The 21159-nt window shown below is 72.1% G+C and carries 34 protein-coding genes and 1 tRNA gene; 4 read left to right on the plus strand and 31 right to left on the minus strand.

What is annotated here, in order from left to right; genetic code table 11:
• Positions 1–915: 915 nt before the first annotated feature.
• Positions 916–2163: a DUF2637 domain-containing protein gene (locus ACFC02_RS06325; RefSeq protein ID WP_376352973.1), complete on the minus strand. Its 1248-nt coding sequence runs from the start codon at positions 2161–2163 to the stop codon at positions 916–918.
• A 211-nt stretch (positions 2164–2374) separates the two neighbouring features.
• Here ACFC02_RS06325 and ACFC02_RS06330 point away from each other — a divergent pair, with 211 nt between their 5' ends.
• Positions 2375–2575 (plus strand): helix-turn-helix transcriptional regulator, encoded by a 201-nt coding sequence (locus ACFC02_RS06330; RefSeq protein WP_376352975.1) that lies wholly within the window; start codon positions 2375–2377, stop codon positions 2573–2575.
• Positions 2576–2649: 74 nt separating this feature from the next.
• On the opposite strand, the gene ACFC02_RS06335 is transcribed toward ACFC02_RS06330, so the two are convergent.
• The 28 genes from ACFC02_RS06335 to ACFC02_RS06470 form a co-directional block, all read right to left on the minus strand.
• Positions 2650–3561 carry a hypothetical protein gene (locus tag ACFC02_RS06335; RefSeq protein WP_376352977.1) on the minus strand — a complete coding sequence of 304 codons (912 nt, stop codon included), beginning with the start codon at positions 3559–3561 and terminating at the stop codon, positions 2650–2652.
• Positions 3562–3659: 98 nt separating this feature from the next.
• Positions 3660–3986: a hypothetical protein gene (locus tag ACFC02_RS06340; protein WP_376352979.1), complete on the minus strand. Its 327-nt coding sequence runs from the start codon at positions 3984–3986 to the stop codon at positions 3660–3662.
• A complete protein-coding gene (locus ACFC02_RS06345) occupies positions 3983–4339 on the minus strand; it encodes a hypothetical protein (protein WP_376352982.1) in 357 nt (118 codons plus the stop codon). The genes ACFC02_RS06340 and ACFC02_RS06345 overlap by 4 nt, the downstream gene beginning before the upstream one ends.
• Positions 4340–4373: 34 nt before the next feature.
• Positions 4374–4580: a hypothetical protein gene (locus ACFC02_RS06350; RefSeq protein WP_376352985.1), complete on the minus strand. Its 207-nt coding sequence runs from the start codon at positions 4578–4580 to the stop codon at positions 4374–4376.
• The gene (locus ACFC02_RS06355) at positions 4577–5164 is read right to left on the minus strand and encodes a hypothetical protein (RefSeq protein WP_376352986.1); all 588 of its coding nucleotides are present in this window, start codon (positions 5162–5164) and stop codon (positions 4577–4579) included. The genes ACFC02_RS06350 and ACFC02_RS06355 overlap by 4 nt, the downstream gene beginning before the upstream one ends.
• Entirely contained in the window at positions 5161–5304 is a 144-nt protein-coding gene (locus ACFC02_RS06360; protein ID WP_376352988.1) for a hypothetical protein, read from the minus strand. Before ACFC02_RS06360 ends, ACFC02_RS06355 begins: the two co-directional genes overlap by 4 nt.
• Positions 5301–5501, minus strand: a complete 201-nt coding sequence (locus tag ACFC02_RS06365) for a hypothetical protein (RefSeq protein WP_376352990.1) — start codon at positions 5499–5501, stop codon at positions 5301–5303. Before ACFC02_RS06365 ends, ACFC02_RS06360 begins: the two co-directional genes overlap by 4 nt.
• Positions 5498–6157: a hypothetical protein gene (locus tag ACFC02_RS06370; RefSeq protein WP_376352993.1), complete on the minus strand. Its 660-nt coding sequence runs from the start codon at positions 6155–6157 to the stop codon at positions 5498–5500. The genes ACFC02_RS06365 and ACFC02_RS06370 overlap by 4 nt, the downstream gene beginning before the upstream one ends.
• Complete coding sequence (locus ACFC02_RS06375) at positions 6154–7002, minus strand: hypothetical protein (protein ID WP_376352996.1); 849 nt, start codon at positions 7000–7002, stop codon at positions 6154–6156. The genes ACFC02_RS06370 and ACFC02_RS06375 overlap by 4 nt, the downstream gene beginning before the upstream one ends.
• A 55-nt stretch (positions 7003–7057) precedes the next feature.
• Complete coding sequence (locus ACFC02_RS06380) at positions 7058–7420, minus strand: hypothetical protein (protein WP_376352998.1); 363 nt, start codon at positions 7418–7420, stop codon at positions 7058–7060.
• A complete protein-coding gene (locus tag ACFC02_RS06385) occupies positions 7417–7869 on the minus strand; it encodes a hypothetical protein (protein WP_376353001.1) in 453 nt (150 codons plus the stop codon). Before ACFC02_RS06385 ends, ACFC02_RS06380 begins: the two co-directional genes overlap by 4 nt.
• A gap of 2 nt (positions 7870–7871) precedes the next feature.
• Complete coding sequence (locus ACFC02_RS06390; RefSeq protein ID WP_376353004.1) at positions 7872–8147, minus strand: hypothetical protein; 276 nt, start codon at positions 8145–8147, stop codon at positions 7872–7874.
• Positions 8144–9292 carry a DNA cytosine methyltransferase gene (locus ACFC02_RS06395; protein WP_376353007.1) on the minus strand — a complete coding sequence of 383 codons (1149 nt, stop codon included), beginning with the start codon at positions 9290–9292 and terminating at the stop codon, positions 8144–8146. The genes ACFC02_RS06390 and ACFC02_RS06395 overlap by 4 nt, the downstream gene beginning before the upstream one ends.
• Complete coding sequence (locus ACFC02_RS06400; protein ID WP_376353009.1) at positions 9283–9669, minus strand: hypothetical protein; 387 nt, start codon at positions 9667–9669, stop codon at positions 9283–9285. Before ACFC02_RS06400 ends, ACFC02_RS06395 begins: the two co-directional genes overlap by 10 nt.
• Complete coding sequence (locus ACFC02_RS06405) at positions 9666–10292, minus strand: hypothetical protein (RefSeq protein ID WP_376353012.1); 627 nt, start codon at positions 10290–10292, stop codon at positions 9666–9668. Before ACFC02_RS06405 ends, ACFC02_RS06400 begins: the two co-directional genes overlap by 4 nt.
• Positions 10289–10756 carry a phiSA1p31-related protein gene (locus ACFC02_RS06410; protein WP_376353015.1) on the minus strand — a complete coding sequence of 156 codons (468 nt, stop codon included), beginning with the start codon at positions 10754–10756 and terminating at the stop codon, positions 10289–10291. Before ACFC02_RS06410 ends, ACFC02_RS06405 begins: the two co-directional genes overlap by 4 nt.
• Positions 10753–11568: an exonuclease domain-containing protein gene (locus ACFC02_RS06415; protein WP_376353018.1), complete on the minus strand. Its 816-nt coding sequence runs from the start codon at positions 11566–11568 to the stop codon at positions 10753–10755. Before ACFC02_RS06415 ends, ACFC02_RS06410 begins: the two co-directional genes overlap by 4 nt.
• Positions 11565–12650 (minus strand): hypothetical protein, encoded by a 1086-nt coding sequence (locus ACFC02_RS06420; protein ID WP_376353021.1) that lies wholly within the window; start codon positions 12648–12650, stop codon positions 11565–11567. Before ACFC02_RS06420 ends, ACFC02_RS06415 begins: the two co-directional genes overlap by 4 nt.
• 3 nt (positions 12651–12653) lie before the next feature.
• The gene (locus ACFC02_RS06425) at positions 12654–13481 is read right to left on the minus strand and encodes a hypothetical protein (RefSeq protein ID WP_376353024.1); all 828 of its coding nucleotides are present in this window, start codon (positions 13479–13481) and stop codon (positions 12654–12656) included.
• Complete coding sequence (locus tag ACFC02_RS06430; protein WP_376353027.1) at positions 13478–13729, minus strand: hypothetical protein; 252 nt, start codon at positions 13727–13729, stop codon at positions 13478–13480. The genes ACFC02_RS06425 and ACFC02_RS06430 overlap by 4 nt, the downstream gene beginning before the upstream one ends.
• On the minus strand, positions 13726–14157 hold the full coding sequence (locus ACFC02_RS06435) for a hypothetical protein (protein WP_376353030.1): 432 nt from the start codon (positions 14155–14157) through the stop codon (positions 13726–13728). The genes ACFC02_RS06430 and ACFC02_RS06435 overlap by 4 nt, the downstream gene beginning before the upstream one ends.
• Positions 14154–14432 carry a hypothetical protein gene (locus tag ACFC02_RS06440; protein ID WP_376353033.1) on the minus strand — a complete coding sequence of 93 codons (279 nt, stop codon included), beginning with the start codon at positions 14430–14432 and terminating at the stop codon, positions 14154–14156. The genes ACFC02_RS06435 and ACFC02_RS06440 overlap by 4 nt, the downstream gene beginning before the upstream one ends.
• A complete protein-coding gene (locus ACFC02_RS06445) occupies positions 14429–14908 on the minus strand; it encodes a hypothetical protein (RefSeq protein ID WP_376353036.1) in 480 nt (159 codons plus the stop codon). The genes ACFC02_RS06440 and ACFC02_RS06445 overlap by 4 nt, the downstream gene beginning before the upstream one ends.
• On the minus strand, positions 14905–15300 hold the full coding sequence (locus ACFC02_RS06450) for a hypothetical protein (protein WP_376353039.1): 396 nt from the start codon (positions 15298–15300) through the stop codon (positions 14905–14907). Before ACFC02_RS06450 ends, ACFC02_RS06445 begins: the two co-directional genes overlap by 4 nt.
• A 73-nt stretch (positions 15301–15373) precedes the next feature.
• Positions 15374–15877: a hypothetical protein gene (locus tag ACFC02_RS06455; protein ID WP_376353041.1), complete on the minus strand. Its 504-nt coding sequence runs from the start codon at positions 15875–15877 to the stop codon at positions 15374–15376.
• Positions 15874–16227: a hypothetical protein gene (locus ACFC02_RS06460; protein WP_376353044.1), complete on the minus strand. Its 354-nt coding sequence runs from the start codon at positions 16225–16227 to the stop codon at positions 15874–15876. Before ACFC02_RS06460 ends, ACFC02_RS06455 begins: the two co-directional genes overlap by 4 nt.
• 98 nt (positions 16228–16325) lie before the next feature.
• Complete coding sequence (locus ACFC02_RS06465; RefSeq protein WP_376353047.1) at positions 16326–16607, minus strand: hypothetical protein; 282 nt, start codon at positions 16605–16607, stop codon at positions 16326–16328.
• Entirely contained in the window at positions 16555–16932 is a 378-nt protein-coding gene (locus tag ACFC02_RS06470; RefSeq protein WP_376353049.1) for a helix-turn-helix domain-containing protein, read from the minus strand. Before ACFC02_RS06470 ends, ACFC02_RS06465 begins: the two co-directional genes overlap by 53 nt.
• Positions 16933–17182: 250 nt before the next feature.
• Here ACFC02_RS06470 and ACFC02_RS06475 point away from each other — a divergent pair, with 250 nt between their 5' ends.
• Complete coding sequence (locus tag ACFC02_RS06475) at positions 17183–17554, plus strand: hypothetical protein (protein ID WP_376353051.1); 372 nt, start codon at positions 17183–17185, stop codon at positions 17552–17554.
• Positions 17555–17777: 223 nt separating this feature from the next.
• Entirely contained in the window at positions 17778–17963 is a 186-nt protein-coding gene (locus tag ACFC02_RS06480; RefSeq protein ID WP_376353054.1) for a hypothetical protein, read from the plus strand.
• A gap of 76 nt (positions 17964–18039) precedes the next feature.
• Here ACFC02_RS06480 and ACFC02_RS06485 read toward each other — a convergent pair whose 3' ends face one another.
• A complete protein-coding gene (locus ACFC02_RS06485; RefSeq protein ID WP_376353057.1) occupies positions 18040–19017 on the minus strand; it encodes a tyrosine-type recombinase/integrase in 978 nt (325 codons plus the stop codon).
• Between the two features lie 113 nt (positions 19018–19130).
• Positions 19131–19203 (minus strand) — tRNA-Arg (locus tag ACFC02_RS06490).
• Positions 19204–19527: 324 nt separating this feature from the next.
• On the opposite strand from ACFC02_RS06490, the gene ACFC02_RS06495 reads away from it, so the two are divergent.
• A complete protein-coding gene (locus tag ACFC02_RS06495; RefSeq protein WP_376353060.1) occupies positions 19528–21159 on the plus strand; it encodes a dynamin family protein in 1632 nt (543 codons plus the stop codon).

The following is a 21159-nucleotide window of genomic DNA, read 5'->3' on the forward strand; positions in this document are numbered from 1 at the left end:
CGCCGACCGGCTGCTCGGCGGGCTCGTTCGGTTCCTCGCCACAGCGCGCCGACGGGCCGGGCAGTCCAGCGCCCCGCCCGACCGATGCCGCGGGCGGCGGCTGCGACACCGCGCGCCGTGCCACGGATCGCGCGCCCCGTACCGGCCATGCCGCGGCGGGCAGCGCTCGCGGCGGGGCGCAGCATGCCGAGCCGGCTGCGCGTGCGGGGCGTGCGCGTCCTGGTCGACGACGTCGAGGGCGAGCGGTTCGGGTTGCCGGGGCGCCGATGCTTCCCGCCCGCGCCCGTGGGCGTGGGCACCCGGGGCGTTTTGAGGCGCCCCGCCCCACGTCCGACGAGCCGGTCGAGGGCGCCCCGCGGCGTCCGCCCCGCCCCGCCCCGGCGAGGCGATCCGCCCCGCCCCGACGTGCCGCCGGGCGCCCCGCCCCGACCGCGCCCTCGGCCCGCCCCGGGCGCCCCGCCCCGCGTGCGCCCCGCCCCGGTCGTCGTGCGCGTGCGGACAGTACGGCGACGCTGCAGGATCCCGCCCGCCGCGAGGGCGACGGCGGTACCGGCCGCGGCGGCGAGCCCGACCGGGCCGGCTGCCTGATATGCGGCGGTCGCCACAACGGCGGTTCCGTTTCCGGCGCCGATGACGAGCGGTTCGATCGGTACACCGCGGCGGCGCGGGGTGCGCTGCCTCGGCTCGGTCTCGGCCGACTCGGCGGCCGGTGCGGGCGGCGCGACGGCCGCGGGGTCGGGCGGTGCGGGCGGCGCCGCGGTGGGCGCGGGCGGTGCTGCGGTGTCGGACACCGGTGTTGCTCCTTCACTGCGACTGCGGTCGTGGCGACCGAGGGGTGTGCCTGCGGGCGGGTCGTGGCGGGTGAGAGGGGGGTGAGGGTGAACTGCGACTGCAGTTGCAGTCACGGTCAGACCGTCATGTGCCGGTCAGTGCGCGGACGTTGTCCGAGCCGCGTTCGGCGAGCTTCGGCTCTTTCCGCTCGATCTCGTCGCGCAGCGTCTGCGCGTGCCGTCGGGACGTGTAGGGGTAGCCGTCGAGGCTCTTGAGCAGCGCCACGATCCGGCCCTCGCCGGGCCGCGCGTCGAGTTCGTCGTACAGCGCCCGGATCCTCCGCTTCACCTCGTCGCGCGTCGGCGGACGCTGCTCGTCGCGCGGCGCTTCGTCCTCGCCCGCGGGGCGCTCCGGGGCGCCCTCGTCGTCCGGGGCGTCCTCGCCGGGGGCGCCCTGGTCGCCGCCCCCGTCCGCGTGCGGGGCGCTCTGGTCGACGGGGGCGTCGCCCTGCGGGGCGCCCTCGGGTTCCGGGGCGGGGCGCTCGGGGGCGCCCTCGATCTGCGGGGCGGGGCGCTGCGGGGCGCCCTGCTCGGGCGCGGCCGAGGGCGGGGCGGGCAGTGCCGGGGCGCCCTGCGGGGCGGGGGCGAACGCCGGGGCGCCCTTGTACTCGACCTCGGGCAGCGGGGCGGCGTCGACGACGACCGGGGCGAGGGGGCGCCCATAGCGGGTGAGCCGCAGGGCGAGCACCTCGGGGAGGGGCGCCCTCGACCGCCACCTGCGCCCGTACTCGCGACGCAGCCGCGCCCGCTCCGTGAGCCGCTCCTGTTCGAGGGCGATCACCTCGTCGTACGACCGCAGCTCCCACAGCTTCATGCGCCGCCACAGCAGGAACGTGCCGAACGGGGCGAGCAGCCACCGCGACAGGCGTACCGACTCCATGTGCTTCGCGGCGCTGATGTCCGCGGCGATCCCGACCGCGTGCCGTGCCGCCTCGACGACGACCACGAACAGGACCGGGATCACGGCGTGCATCCCCATGGCGAGCGGATCGCCCGCCGCGGCGGCGGCGTTGAACGCGATCGTCGCGGCCGTCAGCAGCCACGCGGTTTGACGCAGCAGACCGAGCGGCATACGCAGCCACGTGAGCAGCATGTCGAGGGCGAGCAGCACGAGAATCCCGGCGTCGAGCCCGATCGGGAAGAGCAGTGCGAACGTGCCGAAGCGCTTCGCTTCCGCGAGGGCGCGAACCGCGGCGTACGAGCCGATGAACCCGATCAGGGCGATCGCGGCGCCGCCGAGGGCAACGCCTGCGATGAGCCTGCGCTGCAGCGGGGTGAGCTGCTGTCGGTCACGCTCGGGTGCGGTGTGACGCTCGCCGTTACTATCAGCCACGGATCGGCCCTCTGCTTGACGGTTGGGGGCACGGTCCGCCCCGACCATGTGGCGTTCGCGGCGCCGGCCGGGGCTTTCCGGTTGTGCGGGTTCGACGGTAAGTGAACCTGCTTTACAGTGTCAACAAGGTTAGGGCAGGATGAGCGCCATGCCAGAGCGGGAAGAGCCGCGGACAGGGGACGCGGGCGAGGGGGAAACGAGGTTGGGGAACATGTCCCAAGTCGCCGCCGAACTCGGCGTATCGCGGCAGACCGTGCACAACTGGCGACGCACGCATGACGACTTTCCGCAGCCGCGCCGCCGCCCCGGCAGCACCCGTGACGAGTGGGACCTCGACGAGGTGCGCCGCTACTGGGATTCCCGCGACCTGCAGCCGGGCGCCCGCACCGACCTGCGAGGCGACGAGCAGTAGCCGGCCGCCCGCCAACGACCGAGCCCCCGACCGCGACGATCGCGATCGGGGGCTCTGCTGTGTCCGGGCAGCGGCTATGCGGCTGCCTGCCGTGCACGAACTGCTGCTCGCTGCCGCGCCCGTGCCTCGGCGCGCTTCCGGCGCCGCGCCGCGTCGCTGATCTCACGCTGCAAGGCGGCGAGCTGCTCGGGCGTCGACCACGTGCGCGCCCGCAGGTCGACGTCGAAGGGCACCGGGGCGTCGCAGTCGACCAGGCCCGTACCGCATGTGACGCGCGTGATCGTGTCGCCCTCGGTGTGCGCGATCAGATCGCCGTCGCACCACGGGCACGGTGTCGGCAGGACAGCGGTCGCGCGCTGCAGACCGACGACGCGATCGAGCCGGTCGGCTGCCTGGCGCGCGTACCGGGCGATCCGGTCCTGCTCGGCGTCGTGCGTCGGGCAGCACGGCTTGTCGGTCAACCTGGACAGCAGCCACCGGGCCGCGGTCGGCACGGTGCGTTGCGCCCGGTCCCGGCCGTGCCAGTCCGCCGGATCGAGTGCGTCGCGGGCCGCGATCGAGTCGGCCAGACCGCACACCGCGATCTCGATCGCACGGCTCGCGTCGGCGACGTGCAGGCGCAGCGGCACCGGGCGCTCGCCGAGCTGCGTCGGGTCTCGGTCCTCGCGCACCGGGTGCGGCAGCCCCTCGCCGACATGGCTGCAGTGGGCGCACCGGTAGTAGAGCTGTCCGCTCGGGTGCCGGATGGTGACGAGCTGCTGCGGGTGGTCGAGGGCGTGCGCGATTGCTGCGGCGAGCTGCTGCTCGGCGGACACCTCGGCCGCGTCGTGGTCGTCGAGGGCGCGTAGATAGTCGGCGTGACCCATGGCGGGCGGCCACGTGTCCGAGGTCTGCGAGGTGTCGATCAGGGCGCGCAGGTGTCCCCAGTGGTCGACGAGGGTCTGCAGGTCATCGCGGACGGTACGAGGGCGGGCGGTGTGCTGCATGGTGATCGCTCCTGTGGTGCGTGGGGCGTAGGCTGATCGCACCGCGAAGGGGAACGGGGCGCCCGGTGCTTGCCGGCTTGGGGCGCCCCGCCGTCGTGTCAGGCGGACGTACGCCGCCGCTTCTCCCGAGCCCGCCGGCGGGCCGCGCGCAGTTCGCCGCCCGCAAACACGCCGTGACGCTCGTTCGGCTGCGAGGGCGGCAGGCAGTCGACCGGGCTGTACTCGACCCGCCCCTGTTGATCCCACACGTAGTTGCGGTACCGGTGCATTCCGCGGTGTCCGCGGCGCAGTGCGCACCGCCAGTGCCGGTACCCGCCGCCCGCCTCGTCCGTGCGCGGGCAGTGGTTGCAGTACCCGCGCAGGCGGGCGAGGGTGTCGTGCACCCGGTCGTGCCACACCTTCCGGTAGAGACGCAGGCTCATCATGCGTTGCCCCCGTGCTGGTCGTCGGCGGCGGTGTCGCCGTGCGGCATGAACTGCGAGATCTGCCGCATTGCGCGAGCCTCGACGAGATCCCACGCACGCGCGGCGTCGGCGAGGATGCTGCGCCGCAGCCGCATGACGGCGTGGTACGCGTTGACGGCCTCGGGCAGCGACGTCGCCTCGGGCAGGTCGAGGCGACGCTCTATCCGCCCGACGGCGGCGCGGTCGAGGATCGCGTCGAGTTCGCCGATCTGCCGGGCATCGAAGTTCGGGTGACGATGCCGCCACGAGCGAATCTCGTCGAGCGCGGCGATCAGTTGGTCGACCGCCGGGGCGGCGGTGGTCGGGTTGTCCACGGGGTTCCTCACAGTCTGTGGATGGCGGGCGGGACTACAGGGGCGGCAGGTCAATGACCGTGCGGCCGATCGCGGTCGGCTTGCGCTGCCGGGTCACGGGCGTGCAGTAGCCGGCGAGCGGGTCTTTCTCGTGCAGCCAGTCGAGGGCGGCGGCGAGTTCGTCGTCGGAGAGTGCGGCGAGCTGCTCGGCGTCGTCCTCGTCGAGGTCGGCGAAGTCGTCAGGGTCGAACTCGTCGCTCATGTCGCGTCCCCCGTACTGGTGTTGAGCCACGGCGCGAGGGCGCCGAGCACGGCGTCGACGCGGGCGTCGGTCCGGTCGGCGATGCACCTGCAGGTCGTCGTGCGCGAGCACTTCGGGCACGGAACGGGGCGGCGCAGCGCGTGTTCGAGAACTCGGCGGACGACCAGCGGGGCGGCGTCCACCTTATCGCCCACGCCCGTGGGCGTGGGCAGTATGGCCTCGTCGTCCTGGTCGACGAGCACGATCTCGGTTGCGCCCTGGTGGCCATGGATGAACTCGACGCTCACCCGGCCCCGGTCCCAGAACACGGCCGAGGGGTGCTCGCCGCGCCACCGGATGTTCGCGGTCCCGTCCGGCCACAGCACGCCGTCGGCGACGTCCCCGTCGCCGCTCACCCCGCTCACGTCGTGGCGCCGCCGCACGGTGAAGCGGAGCGGCACGAGCTGCTGATCGGGCCGCACGACACGGCGCCCAGTGAGTTCGAGGGTGGCCTCGTCGAGCAGTGCCCGCGCGGCCTCGTCGTCGACGACACGGCGGGCGAACGCGAGCAGCGCCTCGACGGCGGTCATGTTGGTTTCGGTCATCGCTGCAGTTCCTTGTCGGTCGGCGGGGCGTACTTGTCGAGGACGGCGGACACGGCGGCAGCCACGAGGCACACGGCGGCGACCGCGGCCGTGACCATGGCGGCGATGCCGAGGTGCCCGACGAGGGCGGGCTCGGTCATGCGGCGTCCGCCTGCCGGTAGCGCAGGTGCACGCCGTACCCGTGCTCGTGGTCGATCTCGGCGACCTCGGCGGCGAGTTCGGCGCCGCGGCGCGGACCCTCGGGGTCGGGCTCGCCCGCCCGGCGGACGCCGGGGCGCGGCCCGCCGAACGAGCCGGTCGGGTACAACTCGGCGAGCAGCGGATCACGTTGCTTCACTGCTGATCTCCCTTGCTGTCGGTGGACTGCGCGGCGTCGTACACGTCGCGGCGAGAGGGGTGTATGCCGGTCATGACCCGGCCGCTTCCCGGCAGGCGGCAGGGGCGGCCGGGCGAGGATCCGCACACCGGGCAGTGCACGGCCCGCTCGGGCGGTCCGGCCGGCCGCTCGCGCCGCGGATACCGGGTCTGCTTCGCGGCGACGAACTCGTCGTTCGCGGGCACGAGTTCGACGGACCGGCCGCCGCCGAGCCGGCTGCCGACGGCGGGCAGCAGCTCGCGCAGCCCGACGGGCTCGGCGTCGCCGCCGGCGACCGCGGTCCGATGGGCCCGCAGCGCCGCAACGTACGAGTTGCCGTACCGGTCGTCGGGGTCGACGGCGGGGTGATCGGTCGGCTCGAACGTGCCGGTCGAGCGGCCGAGCCGGTCGCGGACGTGATCGCGCCACCGCGACGCGACGTCCTTCGGCATGACCGGCCACGCCGACTCGGCGTAGTGGCGGCCGACCGCCTCGCCCGCGAACGCGAGCGGCACGTCGCGCAGCACTGCGGCCCACATGGTCACCTGCGCCCGCTGCTCGGCCTCGTCGACCTTGACGACGCGGTCGTCGACGAGGGCGATCTGCGACAGCAAGTCGATCGTTTCGTCGACGTTCATGCGCTGTGTCCTCCGTTGCGCAGCCGGTCGAGCCCGGCGATCGCCTGCTGTGACTTGGTCATGGGCTGCTGCGCGAACGGGACGACGACACCGCCCGGCGCCTCGGTGCGTTCGTTCTCGGCCCACTGCCGCCAGCGACCGCCGAACCCGGCCGCGCGCACCTGGTCGTCGAGCATGCGCTGCCGGAACTTCCGGGTGACGGCGTCGATCTGCTGCGCGGTGAGCTGCTCGCGGCCGAGGTCGCTGCGGCCGAACTGCGCCGCCTGCACGTCCTCGTCGCTCGGCTGCCAGTCGGCGGCGATGAGAGAGGGACGGCACCCCTGATCTCTACCTGCACCCCCCTCGTGGGAGGGGCGGGGAGGGGAGGGGTTCGCGCCCGCGCGAGTCCCCCGGCTGTCCCCAGGGGACGCACCGCCGTGACCTGCGGAGGTGCCGTTTTCCGGCGAGCGATCGGTCGACGAATCGTCGTCGAATCCGTCGTGATTCGCACTCGACTCGCCGCCGAACCCCTCGCGATCCGGCAGCGGATCTTGCACCCCGCGCTGCCGACGCTTCTTCTCGGCAGCCCGCTCGCGCTTGCGCTCGACCTCGGCGCGCGACGGGTTGTACGGGGCGAGGTAGTCGTGAATGAAGTAGTCGCCCGGCTGCGGCTGTGCGCACTTCGGGTGCCGGCACGAGTGCCCTTGCTCGTGCCACAGTCCCGCCGCGACCAACTTCGTGATCTGCGGCTTCGAGCCGTACATGCGGGCGATGACGCCGGGCACGATGCCGTCGGTCAGGTGCTGCGCGGCGTACGCGCCGCAGCGCAACCACAGCCCGAGCGCAGCGTTCCCGGCGGCGATCATCTTCGGGTGGCTGTGGGCGTTGTCGTCAACGACGAACCATGGCATCGGGGTTCTCCTATCCGAGGGCGAGCTGTCCCTCGGGAACCGAGGTCTTACGGGGGCGCCCTCGCCCGTGGGCGTGGGCGCCGGATCCAGGGGGCGCCGTGCACTGGTGGTCGATCACGTGCGGGCGGGTGCACTCCGCCTTGCGCTGGTGGCAGTGGGCCCACTGCAGATCGGGCCCGCCCGCCGTAGTGCGCACGCACCAGTCGAGCCGGTTCGGCTCGCGCAGCTTCACGGCCGCCGCCGCGGTCATCTCGTCGGCGTCCGCGGTGACGTCGAGCGCCGCCCGGTTGCCGACGAGCTGCCGCAGTACGGTTCGGCCGCAGCGGCAGCGCACCCGGCGTGCGCCGCCACTGCTGCTTGGGGGCCGAGTCACCCGAACTGCTCGACCCGGCCGCCGCGACGCTGCTTCGCCGCGCGCTCGCGTTCCTCGTGCGCGTTGAACTCGCCCTCGGTCGGGTGCTCGGCGAGCAGCAGCTCGACCGCGGCGTCGACGTCGCGCGAGCCGGGCCCGATCTCGTCGAGCGTGCCGTTCATCTTGCGCTGCCGGTACATCGCACGCATGACCTCGCGCAGCAGCCGGATTTGATCGCCCTCGGTGGCGACCTCGGCGAGCTTGACCCTGAGCTTCACCTGCGGGTCTTTGTCCTCGCCGGCGGCGTGCCCGGTGTACGTCGTGCTCGCGAACTCGACGACCGCGACGATCCGGGCGCCCGGCGCCTCGAACAGTCCGCGGCGCAGGATCGCGGGAATCGCCTGCTGCAGCATCCCGGCAGCGCCGTCGAGCTTGACCTCGACCTCGGCGTCTTCTTCCAGCCTCGGCATGGTTACTTCCTCCGTCGCTTGTTCATTGACCGCTCAAGCGCCGCGTACTGGCGTGCGGCGTGTTCTCTGACCTCGGGAATCGGGCACTCGTCGCGGCGGTGGCGGCCGTACCGGATCACGAGCGACTCGACCTCGGCGTACCCGACGGCGTCCTCGGCTCGCCCGCACGGGCACGTGAAGTCGCCCGAGGCGAGGCTCTTCGCCTTGTGACTGTCGAGCCGGACCCGCAGCCCGTAGCCGGGGTGCGCGTCGCCGATGGTCGGCCCGAGCCCGCTCATGCCGCTCGCCGGGTTGCGTCCTGGTCGAGGCGGTCGAGCAGCACGTGCAGCGCCGCCTCGGCCTGCAGCGGGAACACCCCGTTGCCGAGCGCCTTGAGCTGCCCCTGCCGCCCGAGGCCGGGCACCTGCGTGACGTGGCCAGGGGGCAGCCCCTGCATCCACTCTTCGAGTTCGGTGTTCAGCAGCCCTCGATCGTCAGTTGGCCGGGGTGGCTTGACGTCGAACGCTTCCGCCCACCGCGCGACCGCGGGGGCGTAGATTCCCCAAGTGTCCGGGCCAGTACCGACAGCGGAGGCGTACCGACGCCCTGCCCGTGCTTCTCCCTCAGCCGTTCCCGGCGCGCCCGCCAGACTGCCGGATCCTTGCCGTCGTCGTGCTGCGACGTCGTCGGCGTCGGCAGCAGCCACTCGACCTCGTCGGCCAGCGTCGGACCGTGCCCGCCCGCTTTCCGCTTGTCGGGATGCTGACTGCCGCCATTCGATCCAAGGTTCGCCGTCGGCGTCTTGAGCAACGGCAAGGATGAACAGCCGTTCGCGGATGTGGCAGCCGTGAACGTCGCACGCTCGTACAACGATCCATTCCGCATCGAACCCGAGACCGGCAAGGTCCGCGAGTACGGTGTCGAACCCGATCCGAAGGTGGTTGCGGACGTTCTCAAAGACTGCGATTCGGGGTCGTAGAACGCGAAGGGCACGGGCAATATCGGGCCAGATGTGCCGGTCATCGGCGGTTCCTTTCTGCCGGCCGCCGATGCTGAACGGCTGGCACGGGTAGCCACCCGTGACGACGTCGGGGCGGCCGTAGAGGGCGAGCAGGTGCTGCCAGTCGGCGACGGTCAGATCGCCGATGTTGGGCACCTCGGGGAAGCGGTGGGCAAGGATCTTGCAGGCGCTCGGGTCGATGTCCGACACCCACGCGAGCCACCCGCCGAGCAGCCGCTGCACGGCCATGTCGAGCCCGCCGTACCCGGTGCAGAACGAGGCGATCCGCGGCCCGTCGACGACGAGCGGCTGCTGCCCCGGAACGGGCGGGACCGGCCGGGCGGTCGCACGGATCGTGTCGTCGAGCGTCGGCCGCGGCGGGGCGACGGCCGTACCTGGGATCGTCGCGGCGCCCGCCGGGACGCTGCGGCGCCTCACGAGCACCCGCCGAGATCCTCGGCCCGCCACCGACTGACCGTGCGCGGCCGGACGCCGAGCCGCTCGGCAGACTCGGTGATGCTGCAGCCGTTCACCATGAGGTGCCAGCACGCGAGCCGCGCCTCGTCGCGGGTGAGCACGGGCAGCGGGTGCACGCCGGTCACGACCCGCCGCACGGCGCCGTGATCGATCTCGGCAGCCTGCGGTCGCTGCACCCGCGGGGCGTAGCGGGGCAGGCGCACGCACTCGTCGAGCCGACGGGCAGCGCCTCGCCAGTGCCGAGCCTGCCCCCGGTCGGCCTCGTCCGCTGCAGCCTGCCGCAGGAGACCGGCGAGCAGCCGCGCAGCGGTCGGCGACTTCACGCGAACCGTGACGTCGATCATGCCGCGGCCCCCATCACGTACCGCTGCGCGTAGGTGTCGGGCCAGTCGCCCTTACTCAGTGCCTCGCGCTGCGCCTCGGGCATCGCGAACAGGGGCAGCCCGAGCCAGTCGAACGCGGCAGCGCGCAGCCACCACGCGTCGACCTGGTCGGCGCCCTCGTCGTCCTCGAACGCCGCGCCGGCGGCGAGGAACGCGGCGGCCGTCATCTCCTGTTTGGTGGCGCCGCCGTTGTCACACGCGAACTTCTTGAGCGTCTTCGTGTTCACGTACGCCCACGGCACGCCAGCGTCGACGAGCAGCGCCTGCACGACGCCGTGCAGGCACGCCATGTTCTTGAGGTTCGTGAGGCTCATCCGCCCCGCGTTCATGGGCAGGTCTTCGATCACGGCGAGGTGCGGGCGCTGCTCGGCGACCTCGATCGTCAGCCGGTCGCGGATCACCGTGAGCCGGCGCGGTCCGTCCTTCTGCCGGGTCCGGATCCGGAACGTCGAACCGTCGGGCATGCACACGCCGGTCGACGTGATCGACAGGTCGAGTCCGATCACCTGCAGCTCGGCCGGGGCGGCGGTGCGGTCGTCGAGCGGCACCTCGTCGGCGGCGATCAGTCCGGGGATCTCCGTCATGCGGCACCGCCCGAGCGCGGAGTGATCGGCCCGTACAGCGCTCGCAGCACGCCGAGCGGCTGCACCTCGCCGTCGTCCGCCTGCAGCATCGGCTCGCCGAGTACGTCGGTGGCGCCCTGCCACTTCCACGCGCGGTCGAACTCGTCGGCCCACAGCAGCGTGAGGTCGAACGAGTCGCCGCGGGGGTCGCGGTACACGCCGCGGTCGCGGTCGAGGTGCCCGCCGCGCGGGTCGGCCGGCTCGTCCTCGCGCGGCCGGTCGTGCTGCTCGGCCGCCGGGCTGCAGGGGAACGGGCCGTGTTCGGCGTCGAGCCGGGCGGCGATCCCGCGCAGCAGCTCGGCGGCGAGGTGCTTGCACACGCCCGAGGTGCGCACGGAGTACGCGCCGTCGCGCTCGACGACGACCACGATCGCGGCGTTGCCGTGGCTGTCGACGTCGAATCCGATGATGTTCCGCTCGCTCATGCGGGTGCCCCCTCGCTGGTCGGTTCGGCCCACGGGTGCAGCGGCCACGTGCCGTCGACGCGCGCCTCGGGGTCGGTCTTGCGGAAGTGCTTTTCGAGCCCGGCCGCCTGCTCGGCCGCCCACTCGATCTGTGCGTCGTGCAGCTCGGCGAGGGAGAGATCGCGGAACGGCAGGAAGGACACACGGCGCTCGGCGCGCACGTGCTCGGGCCAGTCGACGCGCCGCATGTGCGCGAGCGTCGAGATCCGGCGGGCGACCTGCGCGGCGGCGATCGCGTCGTACGAGCAGCCGTGCGCCGCCTCGTCGTCCCACGGCACGTCGTAGAACTGCGCGAGGGTGATGAGCTGCCGGGCGCCTTGCTGCTCGCTCACGCGCTTGCGGAACGGCACCGCCCGCTGATCGAGCACCCGCGTGTCGATGACGTGCAGCGGGTGACCGTCGAGCCGGTCGTGCAGCGTCGGCAGGCTGTGCCGACGGCACTCGCGGTCGAGCAGCGTGAGGTCGTACACGACGTTGTGCCCGACGACCGCCGCGCCGCCCATGACGACCTGCGCGGCGAGTTCGGCCGTGACCTCGTTCACCACCTGCGCGGCCGGGTCGCCGTGCGCGCGGGCGTGCTCGGTGCTGATCTTGTGAACGGCGACCGCCTCGGCGGGAATCTCGATGCCAGGGTCGGCGAGCCACTCGCCCGACTCGGGCTCGACCCCGCCGCCGCGAGCGTGAACGGCCGCGGACACGATCCGGTCGTTCTCGACGTCGACGCCAGTCGTCTCCGTGTCGAACGCGGCCCATCGGCCCAGGAACCACGTCATCGGCGTGCCCCTGATCCGGGCTGCGCCGCCGTCGGCCACGACGACCGTGCGGGCGCGGCCGGCGGTTCCTCGCCGACGGGCCCGTCGCCCTCGCCGAGCACCTCGACGTCGTACACGCCCTCGTCGTCCGGCCCGAGTTCGTCGTCGTCCTGGTCGCCGACCTCACCGGTCTGCGGGTCGATCCCCTTGCTGATGTCCTCGGCGATCGTCTTGAGGTCGGCGAGCAGCTCGTCGGACCCGTGACCGGCCTCGCGGGCCTTGTGCCACACCCCGATCACGTCGTCGGCCGTCCGGCAACCGCGCGCCTCGGCGAGGTAGTCGGGCCGCTCGACGGGCGCCGCCTCGATCGCGGGCCGGTCGAGGCTCGCCGGGTCCAGCGCCGCCGCCGTGCTGATCGGGCCGCTGAGCGCGTGGCGCAGCTTCGGCAGCGACGGCACGACGACGATCACCTGAAACTGCTTGGTCTTACCGCCGCGCACCGCCTTGCGCTGCTCGATCCACATGCGCACGGGCAGCAGCCCCCGGCCGCCGGTCGCCTGCAGCACGGTGTCGAGCCCGCCCGCCAACGCATCGGCCGCGTAATACGACTTCGTCTCCAGCCGCCACACGCCGAGGTCGGGCAGATCGGGCAGGAACACGCCGACCCGACTGGTCGGGCGGCACACCTCTTCAGGCTTGCGCTCGTGCCAGTCGTCGCCGTACTGCGCGAGGCAGATGCACGGACGTCCCGAGAGCTTCTCGGTGACGCCGTCACAGCGTCGCTCGCACCCGCCCGCCGTCCACTTCTCGTTCGCCTGGTCGAGCGGGTCGCCGGCGGGCAGGATCGCCCGCAGCTCGGTCGCCTCGGTGATGACCCGCCACTGCGCGACGGGCTGCCCCTGCGGCGTCCACTGCTCGACCGGGCCGCCGTACAGATCGGCCGCCGCCGCGATGTACTCGCGCGAGTGCGAGGTGAGAATGAACGTCTTCGACTTGACCGGGATCGGCCGCCCGTTCGGCTTCGGGTTGGGCCGGCTGTAGCCAGTGCGGATACGGCCGAGTTCGGCCGCCTGCCGCTTCATGGTCATGATGCGCGAACCCATGGGTCACGCTGCCTTTCGGTTGGATGCGCCCGGCGCCCACGGCGGATCGATCGCCGGGTACGCGCTCGGGGCGTCGTGCAGATAGCGGGAGGTTGCGAGGGCGCCGAGGAACGCCCGGAACTGCGCCCGGCCGGACGGCACCTCAATGAACCGGCGGCTGCGCGGGCGCAGGTTCAGCAGCGCCGTACGGTGCACCCGCGGCGCCGGCTCGCTGCTGTCGTCCGGCAGCAGCCACTCGGGCGCGTGCCGCAGGGCGGCGAGCTGCAGAGGCTGATCGTCGTACACCGTGCTCGCCGGCTTCTTCGCGCTCGTCTTGTAGTCGATGAGCCAGAGCTGCCGCCGCCGGAACCGGCCGGTCGGCAGCCACAGCCACAGATCGCCCGTACCGGCGTAACCGCGCTTCCGGTGCATCACGGTCGTCTCGACCGCCTCGACGTCGTTCTCGAAGTCGACGCGCCACAGCCGGAACCACGCAGCGAGCTGCACGGCGTACGGCTCGACCTCGGGGTCGTACGGATAAGGGGTGTTCAGCACGAGCGACACGGCCCGCAGGTGCACGCGCGTGCCGAGGTCGCGAGCCTGATCGGTGTACTCCCGTGACACGGCGACGAGTTCGCGGCGCAGCGCCGTCGGCTCGGTGCGCGCCCGGCGGGCAGTCGAGATCGGGTCGGCGATCACGGCGTCGGCAGTCAGCCCGGCCGCCCACGGCACCAACGCCGGTTTCGCGATGCTGCCGAGCGCGTTCGTGATGCTGATCAGGTCCGGCCCCCCGGCGGGGTCGGTGTAGTACCGGCCCCGCTCGGTGTCGTGCGCCCACTTCGGATCGGTCATCGCGCAGCACCCGCCCACGGCTCCACGAGCCCGGCCGGACGGACCGGGCAGAGGCAGGGAAGGAACTCGGGGTACTCGCAGGGCAGCCCGTGCCGGTGAGTGGACTCGCCCTGTTGCGGCGATCCGCCGCGGGTGTCCTTCTCACGAGCGAGCGCGTCGCCCTCGACCTGGTCGAGCAGCCGGTCGGCCGCAGGTGCCCCGTAGCCGGCCCGCATGAGGGCGGCGCGTGCCTCGGCGCGGGCGTTCACGGCTGCTCACCCGCCTCGACGTCGGCATTCAGCAGCTCGACGAGGTACGCGGCGAGGACAGTCGAGTACGTCTCGAACTGCGTTCCGGGGCAGCAGTCGTACACGCCCTGCTCGTCGCGCACAGGCTCGCCCGAGCCGTCGTCGGTCACGATCACTCGGTGCTCGTCGGCGTCGCCCTCGGCCGTGCAGACCAGGGCGACGCCGGTCGCCGACTCGCTGTCGGTGTAGATGACCCGCCACATCGGGCGGCGCTCGCCGGCCTCGACCTCGAACATGTCGGCGGCAGCCCCGCGTGCCGTCGCGAGCGTCTCGTTCACCGAGCGCTCGGCGTCGTACTTCGCGATCAGCTTGTCGACGAGCCCGTTCGGGTCTCGGCTGTCGGCGTAGTAGACGCGCAGCGCGTGCACGAGAACGTCGCGGGCGCTCATGCGGACTCACCCGCCCCGCGGTCGTCATTGAGCAGCGCGACGAGGTATTCGGCGAGCAGCCGGTCGCCGACCTCGACGACCGGTCCGGGGCAGCACGAGTACACGCTCGCGTCGACCCGCTCGTGCTCCGGGTCGGGACACACGGGAGCGATGCACTGCGGCTCGATCCGGCCGGTCTCGTCGTCGGCGGCGACCCGCCACTCGGGCAGCCCGTCGAGGTCGTACTCGCGCAGCCGGTCGGCAGCCGCGACGCGGGCGTCGGTGAGGGCGATCACGCGACCTCACCCGCCTCGACGAGCGCCGGAATACCGCGCTCGGCACGGAACTCGGCGATCGCGGCCGTGCAGCACACGGGCTCGCCCTCGACGCTGTGCTCGTCTTGGTTCGTCGAGCTGTCGGCCGCCTCGTCGGCGGTCAGCACCTCCCACCGCAGCCGGCAGTGCGAGCACGTGTGTGTCTCGGTGCACTTCACGTTGACCTCGTCGACCTGCGGGCGGCGCCGCAGCTCGGCCGCGATCTCCTCACAGCGGCGCCGGTAGTCGCCCTCGACGTCCCGACTCACCATGTCGTCGCTCACGGACATACCGGCCGCGAGCTTGCCGAGGCGGCGCGGCAGCACGGCGACCGTGATCGGCCCGCTCGGGGCGACGAACTCGGCGAGGTCGTCGAGCCCGGTGAGCCCGAGATCGGCGGGGCGGCGCGGCTTGAGAGTGACCATGACCCGCCACTCGTCGCGGTAGGTGTTCCTCACGCTGCCGCACCCCCCTCGGCGTGCTGCGCGACGGCCGCGCGGCGGTCGGCGAGCGAGCGCACCTGTCCGGCGAGGCTGAGCACGAGCAGCCGCTCGGCGAGGCGCGAGCACTGTCGGCCGTAGACCGGCAGCTTCGTGCGGACCGCGGCGACGAGGTCGTCGACGAGCCCCTCGAACGGGAGGTCGCCGGGGCGCTCGATCAGGTGCGGGTCACAAGCCTGCATGTCGTACAGCCCGCCGAGCCGGTCGGCGAACTCGTCGGTCAGCAGCGCCTCGACGACGTCGGTCACGACGCGCTGCACGAACGGCTCGACGTCGAGCGTCACGCCCGTGGGGAACGGCTCGGTGGTAATGCGGTACGGCCCGTCAACGGGCATGTTGGGCTTGGTCATCGGGAACCCCCGGCAGACGAGGCAAGGACAAGGACGGCGCCGACGAGCAGCACCCCGAGGACGTCGAGCACGCTCACGAGCGGACCGCCGTCCGGTAGCCGAGGCGGTCGTGCATCTCGCCGTACAGGCCGGGCACGCCGACCCCGACGAGGCGGGCGCGGACACCGCCGTACGTGCAGCGGACGACCATCGCGACGCCGGTCGAGTCGCCGCGGGCGTCGCCGACGCCGAGGGCGTGCATCCACTGCTTCCAGTCGGCGAGCGACTGCGGGTGGACGACGAACGTCACCTCGCCGCCGGCCGCGGACACGTTGGGCTTGCCGGGCATGCCCTCGGTCTGCGCCCGCGCGGTGTCGGCGGCCTGCTTCGCCTTCCCGCAGGCGGCGAGGGCGGCGACGGCGGCCGGACTCGGGCCGGGCCGGTTGCGGCCGGGCGTCGCGAACGGGTCGGGCGCCGGTACGAGCAGCCGCGCGTCGTCGAGCGCCTGCGCGGCGTCGAGGGCGGGGTCGGGCGAGGTGCCGTGCACGATCGCCGCGGCGATGATGCGGGCCGCTCGCTCGACGGTCGGGTTCGTCATGCCGACACCTCGCCGCGGAACTGCGCGGGCACGAACTCGTCGTGCACGAGGGCGACGTGAACGCGGATCCGGACGGTCGAGCCGTCGCCGCGGGCCGGCGTCTCGGTGCGCAGCGTCCACAGCGACGCGCCGTCGAGGGCGGGCGCCCGGTTGACGTCGCCGCCGAGGGCGAACACCCACGCGGCGAACTGCTCGCCGTCGGCGACGACGACGTGTATGCCGTCCTCGCGCAGCAGCGGCGGCCGGACGGTCGGCAGCATCAGGTAGTCGATCGCCGCCTCGACCGCCGCGAGCTGCGGGTCGATCGTCGGCGCCTTCGCCGAACGCAGGGGGATAGGCTGTGCGCTCAAGGCACGTGCCTCGCTTTCTGTGTTGAGTGGGGAGCGAGCCGACAGGGGTCGTTCCGGATGCCGGTCCGGGTCGGCCCCGACTCGCGTCCGGGGGTCTGTCAGGCGGCGGCCGAGCCGGTGCGGTACTGCGCGAGCTGCTGCTGCGCCGTGGCCCGCTTCCTCGCCTGCGTCGCGTCCCGCTTCGCGCGGCGGGCAGCCGCCGACTTGAGGGCGAGCGCGGTGTAATGCGCCTTGCGCAGCGACTCGGCGATCTGCTCGATCTGCTGCTCGCTCGCGTCGGGGTGCAGTTCGCGCGCCTGGTCGAGGAACCGCGTGTGGTGCGATGCCCTACGCGCGGCGGCGGTACGGGCCGACCGGTCCGTCGTGTTCGCCCAACTCATGTGAGCCGCGAACCTCATCTGTTGCGACCGCTCGCTCGTGTTCACGTTCTGCCCCTTCCTGTCGATGGCTGCCCACGCCCATGGGCGTGGGCAGTGGGTCGTAAAAAAGAGCGTCCCGACGTACGTCGAGCGCCTCGCATATGCGGTCGGCAACGTCCTCTGTGACTGAAGGTCGTTCGCCGGACAGCAGCGCGCCGATCTTGCTCTTCGAGACGCCGACGGCGTCTGCGAGCTTCCGGATATCCACCGAGCTACCGCCCGGCGCCCAAGTCATCAGCCCGCGCAGCACGTCGCTGTCGGTCAGAACGAGTCGGGCATGGGTCATGAATGCGCCTCCGCTTAGCTGCCCACGTTCGTGGACAGGACCAGTGAAGCACACCGTTCATGCGGTGTCCACGATCGTGGGCACCTTATGAGGGGGTTAAGAATCGGCCCTTCCTTGCCCCCGGCGCCCCATGCCTGCCCCCGATCGTGGACAATGTCTCGCAGTCGAAAAAGGTTGTACGCCCTGACCTGCGATTTCGTACGCATGCCCGGATTCGGGTGTGGACTGATGAGGCTAGAGAGGCGGAGGGATGCCGCAGCAGCGGAACGCGCTCACGGAACTCGTGAAGGCGCACGTCGGCGAGGGCCGGCGGATGTCGACGAGGGAGTTCGCTGCCGCAGCCGTGGACGCCGAATCCGACTGGACCCCGAGTAAGAGCCTCGTCGGCAAGATCATCGGCGGGCAGGGGTACAACATCACGCCACAGCTCGTGTCTGCCATCGCGGCCGGCCTCGGCATCGACCGAGAGATCGTCGCCGCCGCCGCGCATCTGCAGGTGATCGGTTACACCGAGGTCGAGTTGACCAAGGGGGCGCCGGCCAAGCTGATTAAGATCATCGGCGCCGATGCCTCGACGGACAAGGCGCAGGCGGTCGCGGAGCGCTGGGAGCGCGAGGCGTAAGCGTTCGAGCGCACGAACACCTTGTACCCGGCACGTACTGCTTCTGTGACAGCTCGGTCGAAGCATGTTTAGACCGTCGCTGATTGGTCACGGAGTCACCCACTGTTGCAGTTGATACGCGCTGTGCGAACGGACCCTCGCGTCGTAGAGTGATCTCACCTCGCGCGTGTCGAACGCCGGTTCGATTTATGCTGCTCCGAACCGGCGGGAACAGGGGGTCACGTTGACAGATGTGCGAGTCGAACAGGCCGAACTCGACCGCGGTACGCCCATGATGTATCGCTGCTTCGAGACGTACGTGCGACTTGCCCACGATCCCCAGCAGATAGACGAAGCTGCGGCCCTCGCGCTCCTCTGCGTCCACGAGCCGCAGCTCGTCGGGAACCTTGAGGTGCGGCGAGTCCAGTAACCCCCCACCGGACCGCACGCGAACGCCCCGGAATCCGACTCTCACCGACGAGCCGGGCACCGGGGCGCAGGTCTGTTCAGGCGATCCTGTCGGCCGGGCTGAACTTCGCGTGAGCGGCACGGGCACGCTCGGCGCCGGCCGACGCCGCGTAGCGCGACAGCATCTGTCGGGACGTCCAACCCGTGATACGCATCAGGTCGTCCTCGTTGCCGCCCTGCACCTTCCACAGGTGCGCGAACGTGTGCCGGAACTGGTGAGGATGGATCGGGGCGATACCAGCCTCGGCGCACCGCCGCTTGACGACCTTCCCCACGCCCCAGACGGTCAACCTGTGGTGCTTGTGCGCCGGTTGGTCGCCCCACCACAGCCACATGTCCTCTTCGAGCGGCTTGCCCTTGTGCTTCGCTGCCGCGCGCAGGTACCGGTCGAAAGCCGTTGCCGTAGCGCGGCCGAACGGCACCGACCGCCACTTGCCCTTTTTGCCGAGGACACGCAGCACCATCAAGTCGAGGTCGAGGTCGGCGACCTTGCGGTCGGTCGCCTCGGACAGCCGCACGCCCGTGTCGAGGAACAACAGCAAGAGTGCCGTGTCTCGTCGCTCGGCGTACGTCTTGCCCTTGCACGTCTTGAACAGCTTCACGAGGTCGTCGTCGGCGATGACGGGCACCTCGGGCTCGACGACCGTCGGCGGTTTCATCGTCCGCATGGGGGTGCGGTCGATCTCTTCCTCGTCCATCAGCCAGTTGAAGAACGTTTTCAATGCGCGGAAGTGCTGGTGCGCGTTCGCCGCCGAGGTGCGCCTGATCGTGTGGGCGATGTACGCCTGCACGTGCTCGCGGTGCACCTCGTCGAGGTCGGTCGGGGCGGGCCGGCCGGGGATGCCCTCGTCGTCCGCGACGGGCCGATAGCCCTCGTCCTGGTCGAGCAGGAACGCGGCGAACTGTCTCGTCGCGTTGCCGTAGATCCGGATGGTGTTTTCGGACTTCGCTTCGGACCGCAGGGCGCGCAGCCATGAGGCAGCCATGGGCCCGATGTTGTACCGCTCATCTGCCATGCCTCGACTATGGTGCCCACGATCGTGGACGGTCAAGGCGCTTGGCCTCGGAGCGATGTGCATCGGGCCAGAACGAAAGAAGACCAGCGTTTCCGCTGGTCAGAAGGTGTGTGCGCCCCCGGCAGGACTCGAACCTGCGGCCAAGCGCTTAGAAGGCGCCTGCTCTATCCACTGAGCTACGGGGGCCTGGTGTGGTGGCCTCTGTCGTGGTGCCGCCCCGGTACGGGCCGTTCCGAGACATCACCGGGGACAAGGATAGGGCTCCCGCGTCCTTGCCCCTGCTGCTTCGCCTCCGTGGCTCGATGTGGAGGTTCGGTGAAGCGGTCCTGATAATCGCAGGCAGGTAAGAATCGTGCACCGCTTTTGGTGGCTCGGGCGCCGGGTGTTGTGCACTCGTTATGCCTGGACTGCGCCCTCGTCCCAGTCGTCCGTTCCATCCCTTGTGTTCCGTCGGCGCGCAGACATGCTCATATGCTTCAGAATTCCCCTAAAATTGGGCATTCTTCGCATGTGGTGACCTTGGACGTACGGCCTCAGCTGCTCGAAGCACTCTCCGCCCTGCGCGACCGTGTCGCCGCCGCACGCTTCCCGCTGCCGCTCGCGGGCGCCCCCCGCGCGCGGTCCAACCGCGACGAACTGCTCGCCCAGCTCGACGACTACCTGGTGCCACGGCTCAAGGAGCCGGACGCGCCGCTGCTCGCCGTCGTCGGGGGATCCACCGGGGCGGGCAAGTCCACGCTCGTCAACTCCCTCGTCGGACGGCGGGTCAGTGAGGCGGGAGTCCTGCGGCCGACGACCAGGACCCCCGTACTGGTGTGTCATCCGGAGGACCACCACTGGTTCAGCGGCATGCGCGTCCTGCCCGACCTCGCGCGCGTGTGGGTGCCACGGCAGGAACCCGGAACCGGAGCGGCCGGCGACGAACCGCTCGAACCGCAGGCGTCCGACGACGAGCCGGCGCGCGTGCTGCGCGTGGAGACCGTGGAGACCGTGCCCTGCGGCCTCGCCCTGCTCGACGCGCCGGACATCGACTCCCTGATCGCCGAGAACCGCGCCCTCGCCGCCGAGCTGATCTGCGCCGCCGACATCTGGGTCATGGTCACCACGGCCGCGCGCTACGCCGACGCCGTCCCCTGGCACCTGCTGCGTACCGCCAAGGAGTACGACGCGACGCTCGTGACCGTGCTGGACCGGGTGCCGCACCAGGTCGTCTCCGAGGTCTCCCGGCAGTACGGGGCACTGCTCGCCAAGGCCGGCCTCGGCGACGTACCCCGGTTCACGGTGCCCGAACTGCCCGAGTCGGCCTGGGGCGGCGGGCTGCTGCCCGCCACCGCCGTGGCCCCGCTGCGGACCTGGCTCGTCCACCAGGCCCAGGACCCCGCGGCCCGCCGGCACGCCATGGCCCGCACGGCCCACGGCCTGCTCGACTCGCTCAAGTCCCGGATGCCCGAGCTGGCAGGCGCCGCCGCCGCGCAGCACTCGGCCGCCCTGCGGCTCATCTCGGCCGTGGACGGCGCCTACGACGGCGAGCACGCACGCGTGCGGGGCCGCCTGCAGGCAGGGGCCGTGCTCGCCGGGGACGCCCTGAAACGCTGGCGTGCCTACCCCCTGGACTGCACCGCGGGCGAACTGCTCGACGCGCTGGTGGAAAGCCTCTGCGCGCTGCTGCTGTGCGCCGTGACCGCCGCCGACGAGCGCATCGACGACGCCTGGCGGCGCGAGCCGGCCGCGGCGGCCCCGGGGCTCGGCGACCACGTCCCCGCCGTGGAGAGCGCCGAGCACCGCATCGGGCTGGCGGTACGGCGCTGGCGACGGGAGCTGGAGGAGTACGCCGAGGACGAGGTACGCGAACTGGACCGCAGCGTCGCGCCGGACCCCGAGGCCGTCGCCGCCCTGGCCGCCACCGGGCTGCTGGGAGGCCGCCGGGGGCGGTCCGCGGGGGAGGGGCTCGCCGAACGGATCGGCGCGCACGGCGCCCTGCGGCTGCGCGACCGCGCCGGGCGGCTGCTCGCCGACTACCTGGACCGGGTGATGAACGCCGAGCGGGAGCGGCGGCTGGCCCCGCTCGACGCCCTGGACGTGCATCCCGAGCCCCAGGCCGAACTCATCGCCTCGCTGTCCGTACTGCTGAAGGAGAGGTGA

This window comes from Streptomyces sp. NPDC056160, assembly GCF_042268205.1.
Lineage (GTDB): Bacteria > Actinomycetota > Actinomycetes > Streptomycetales > Streptomycetaceae > Streptomyces.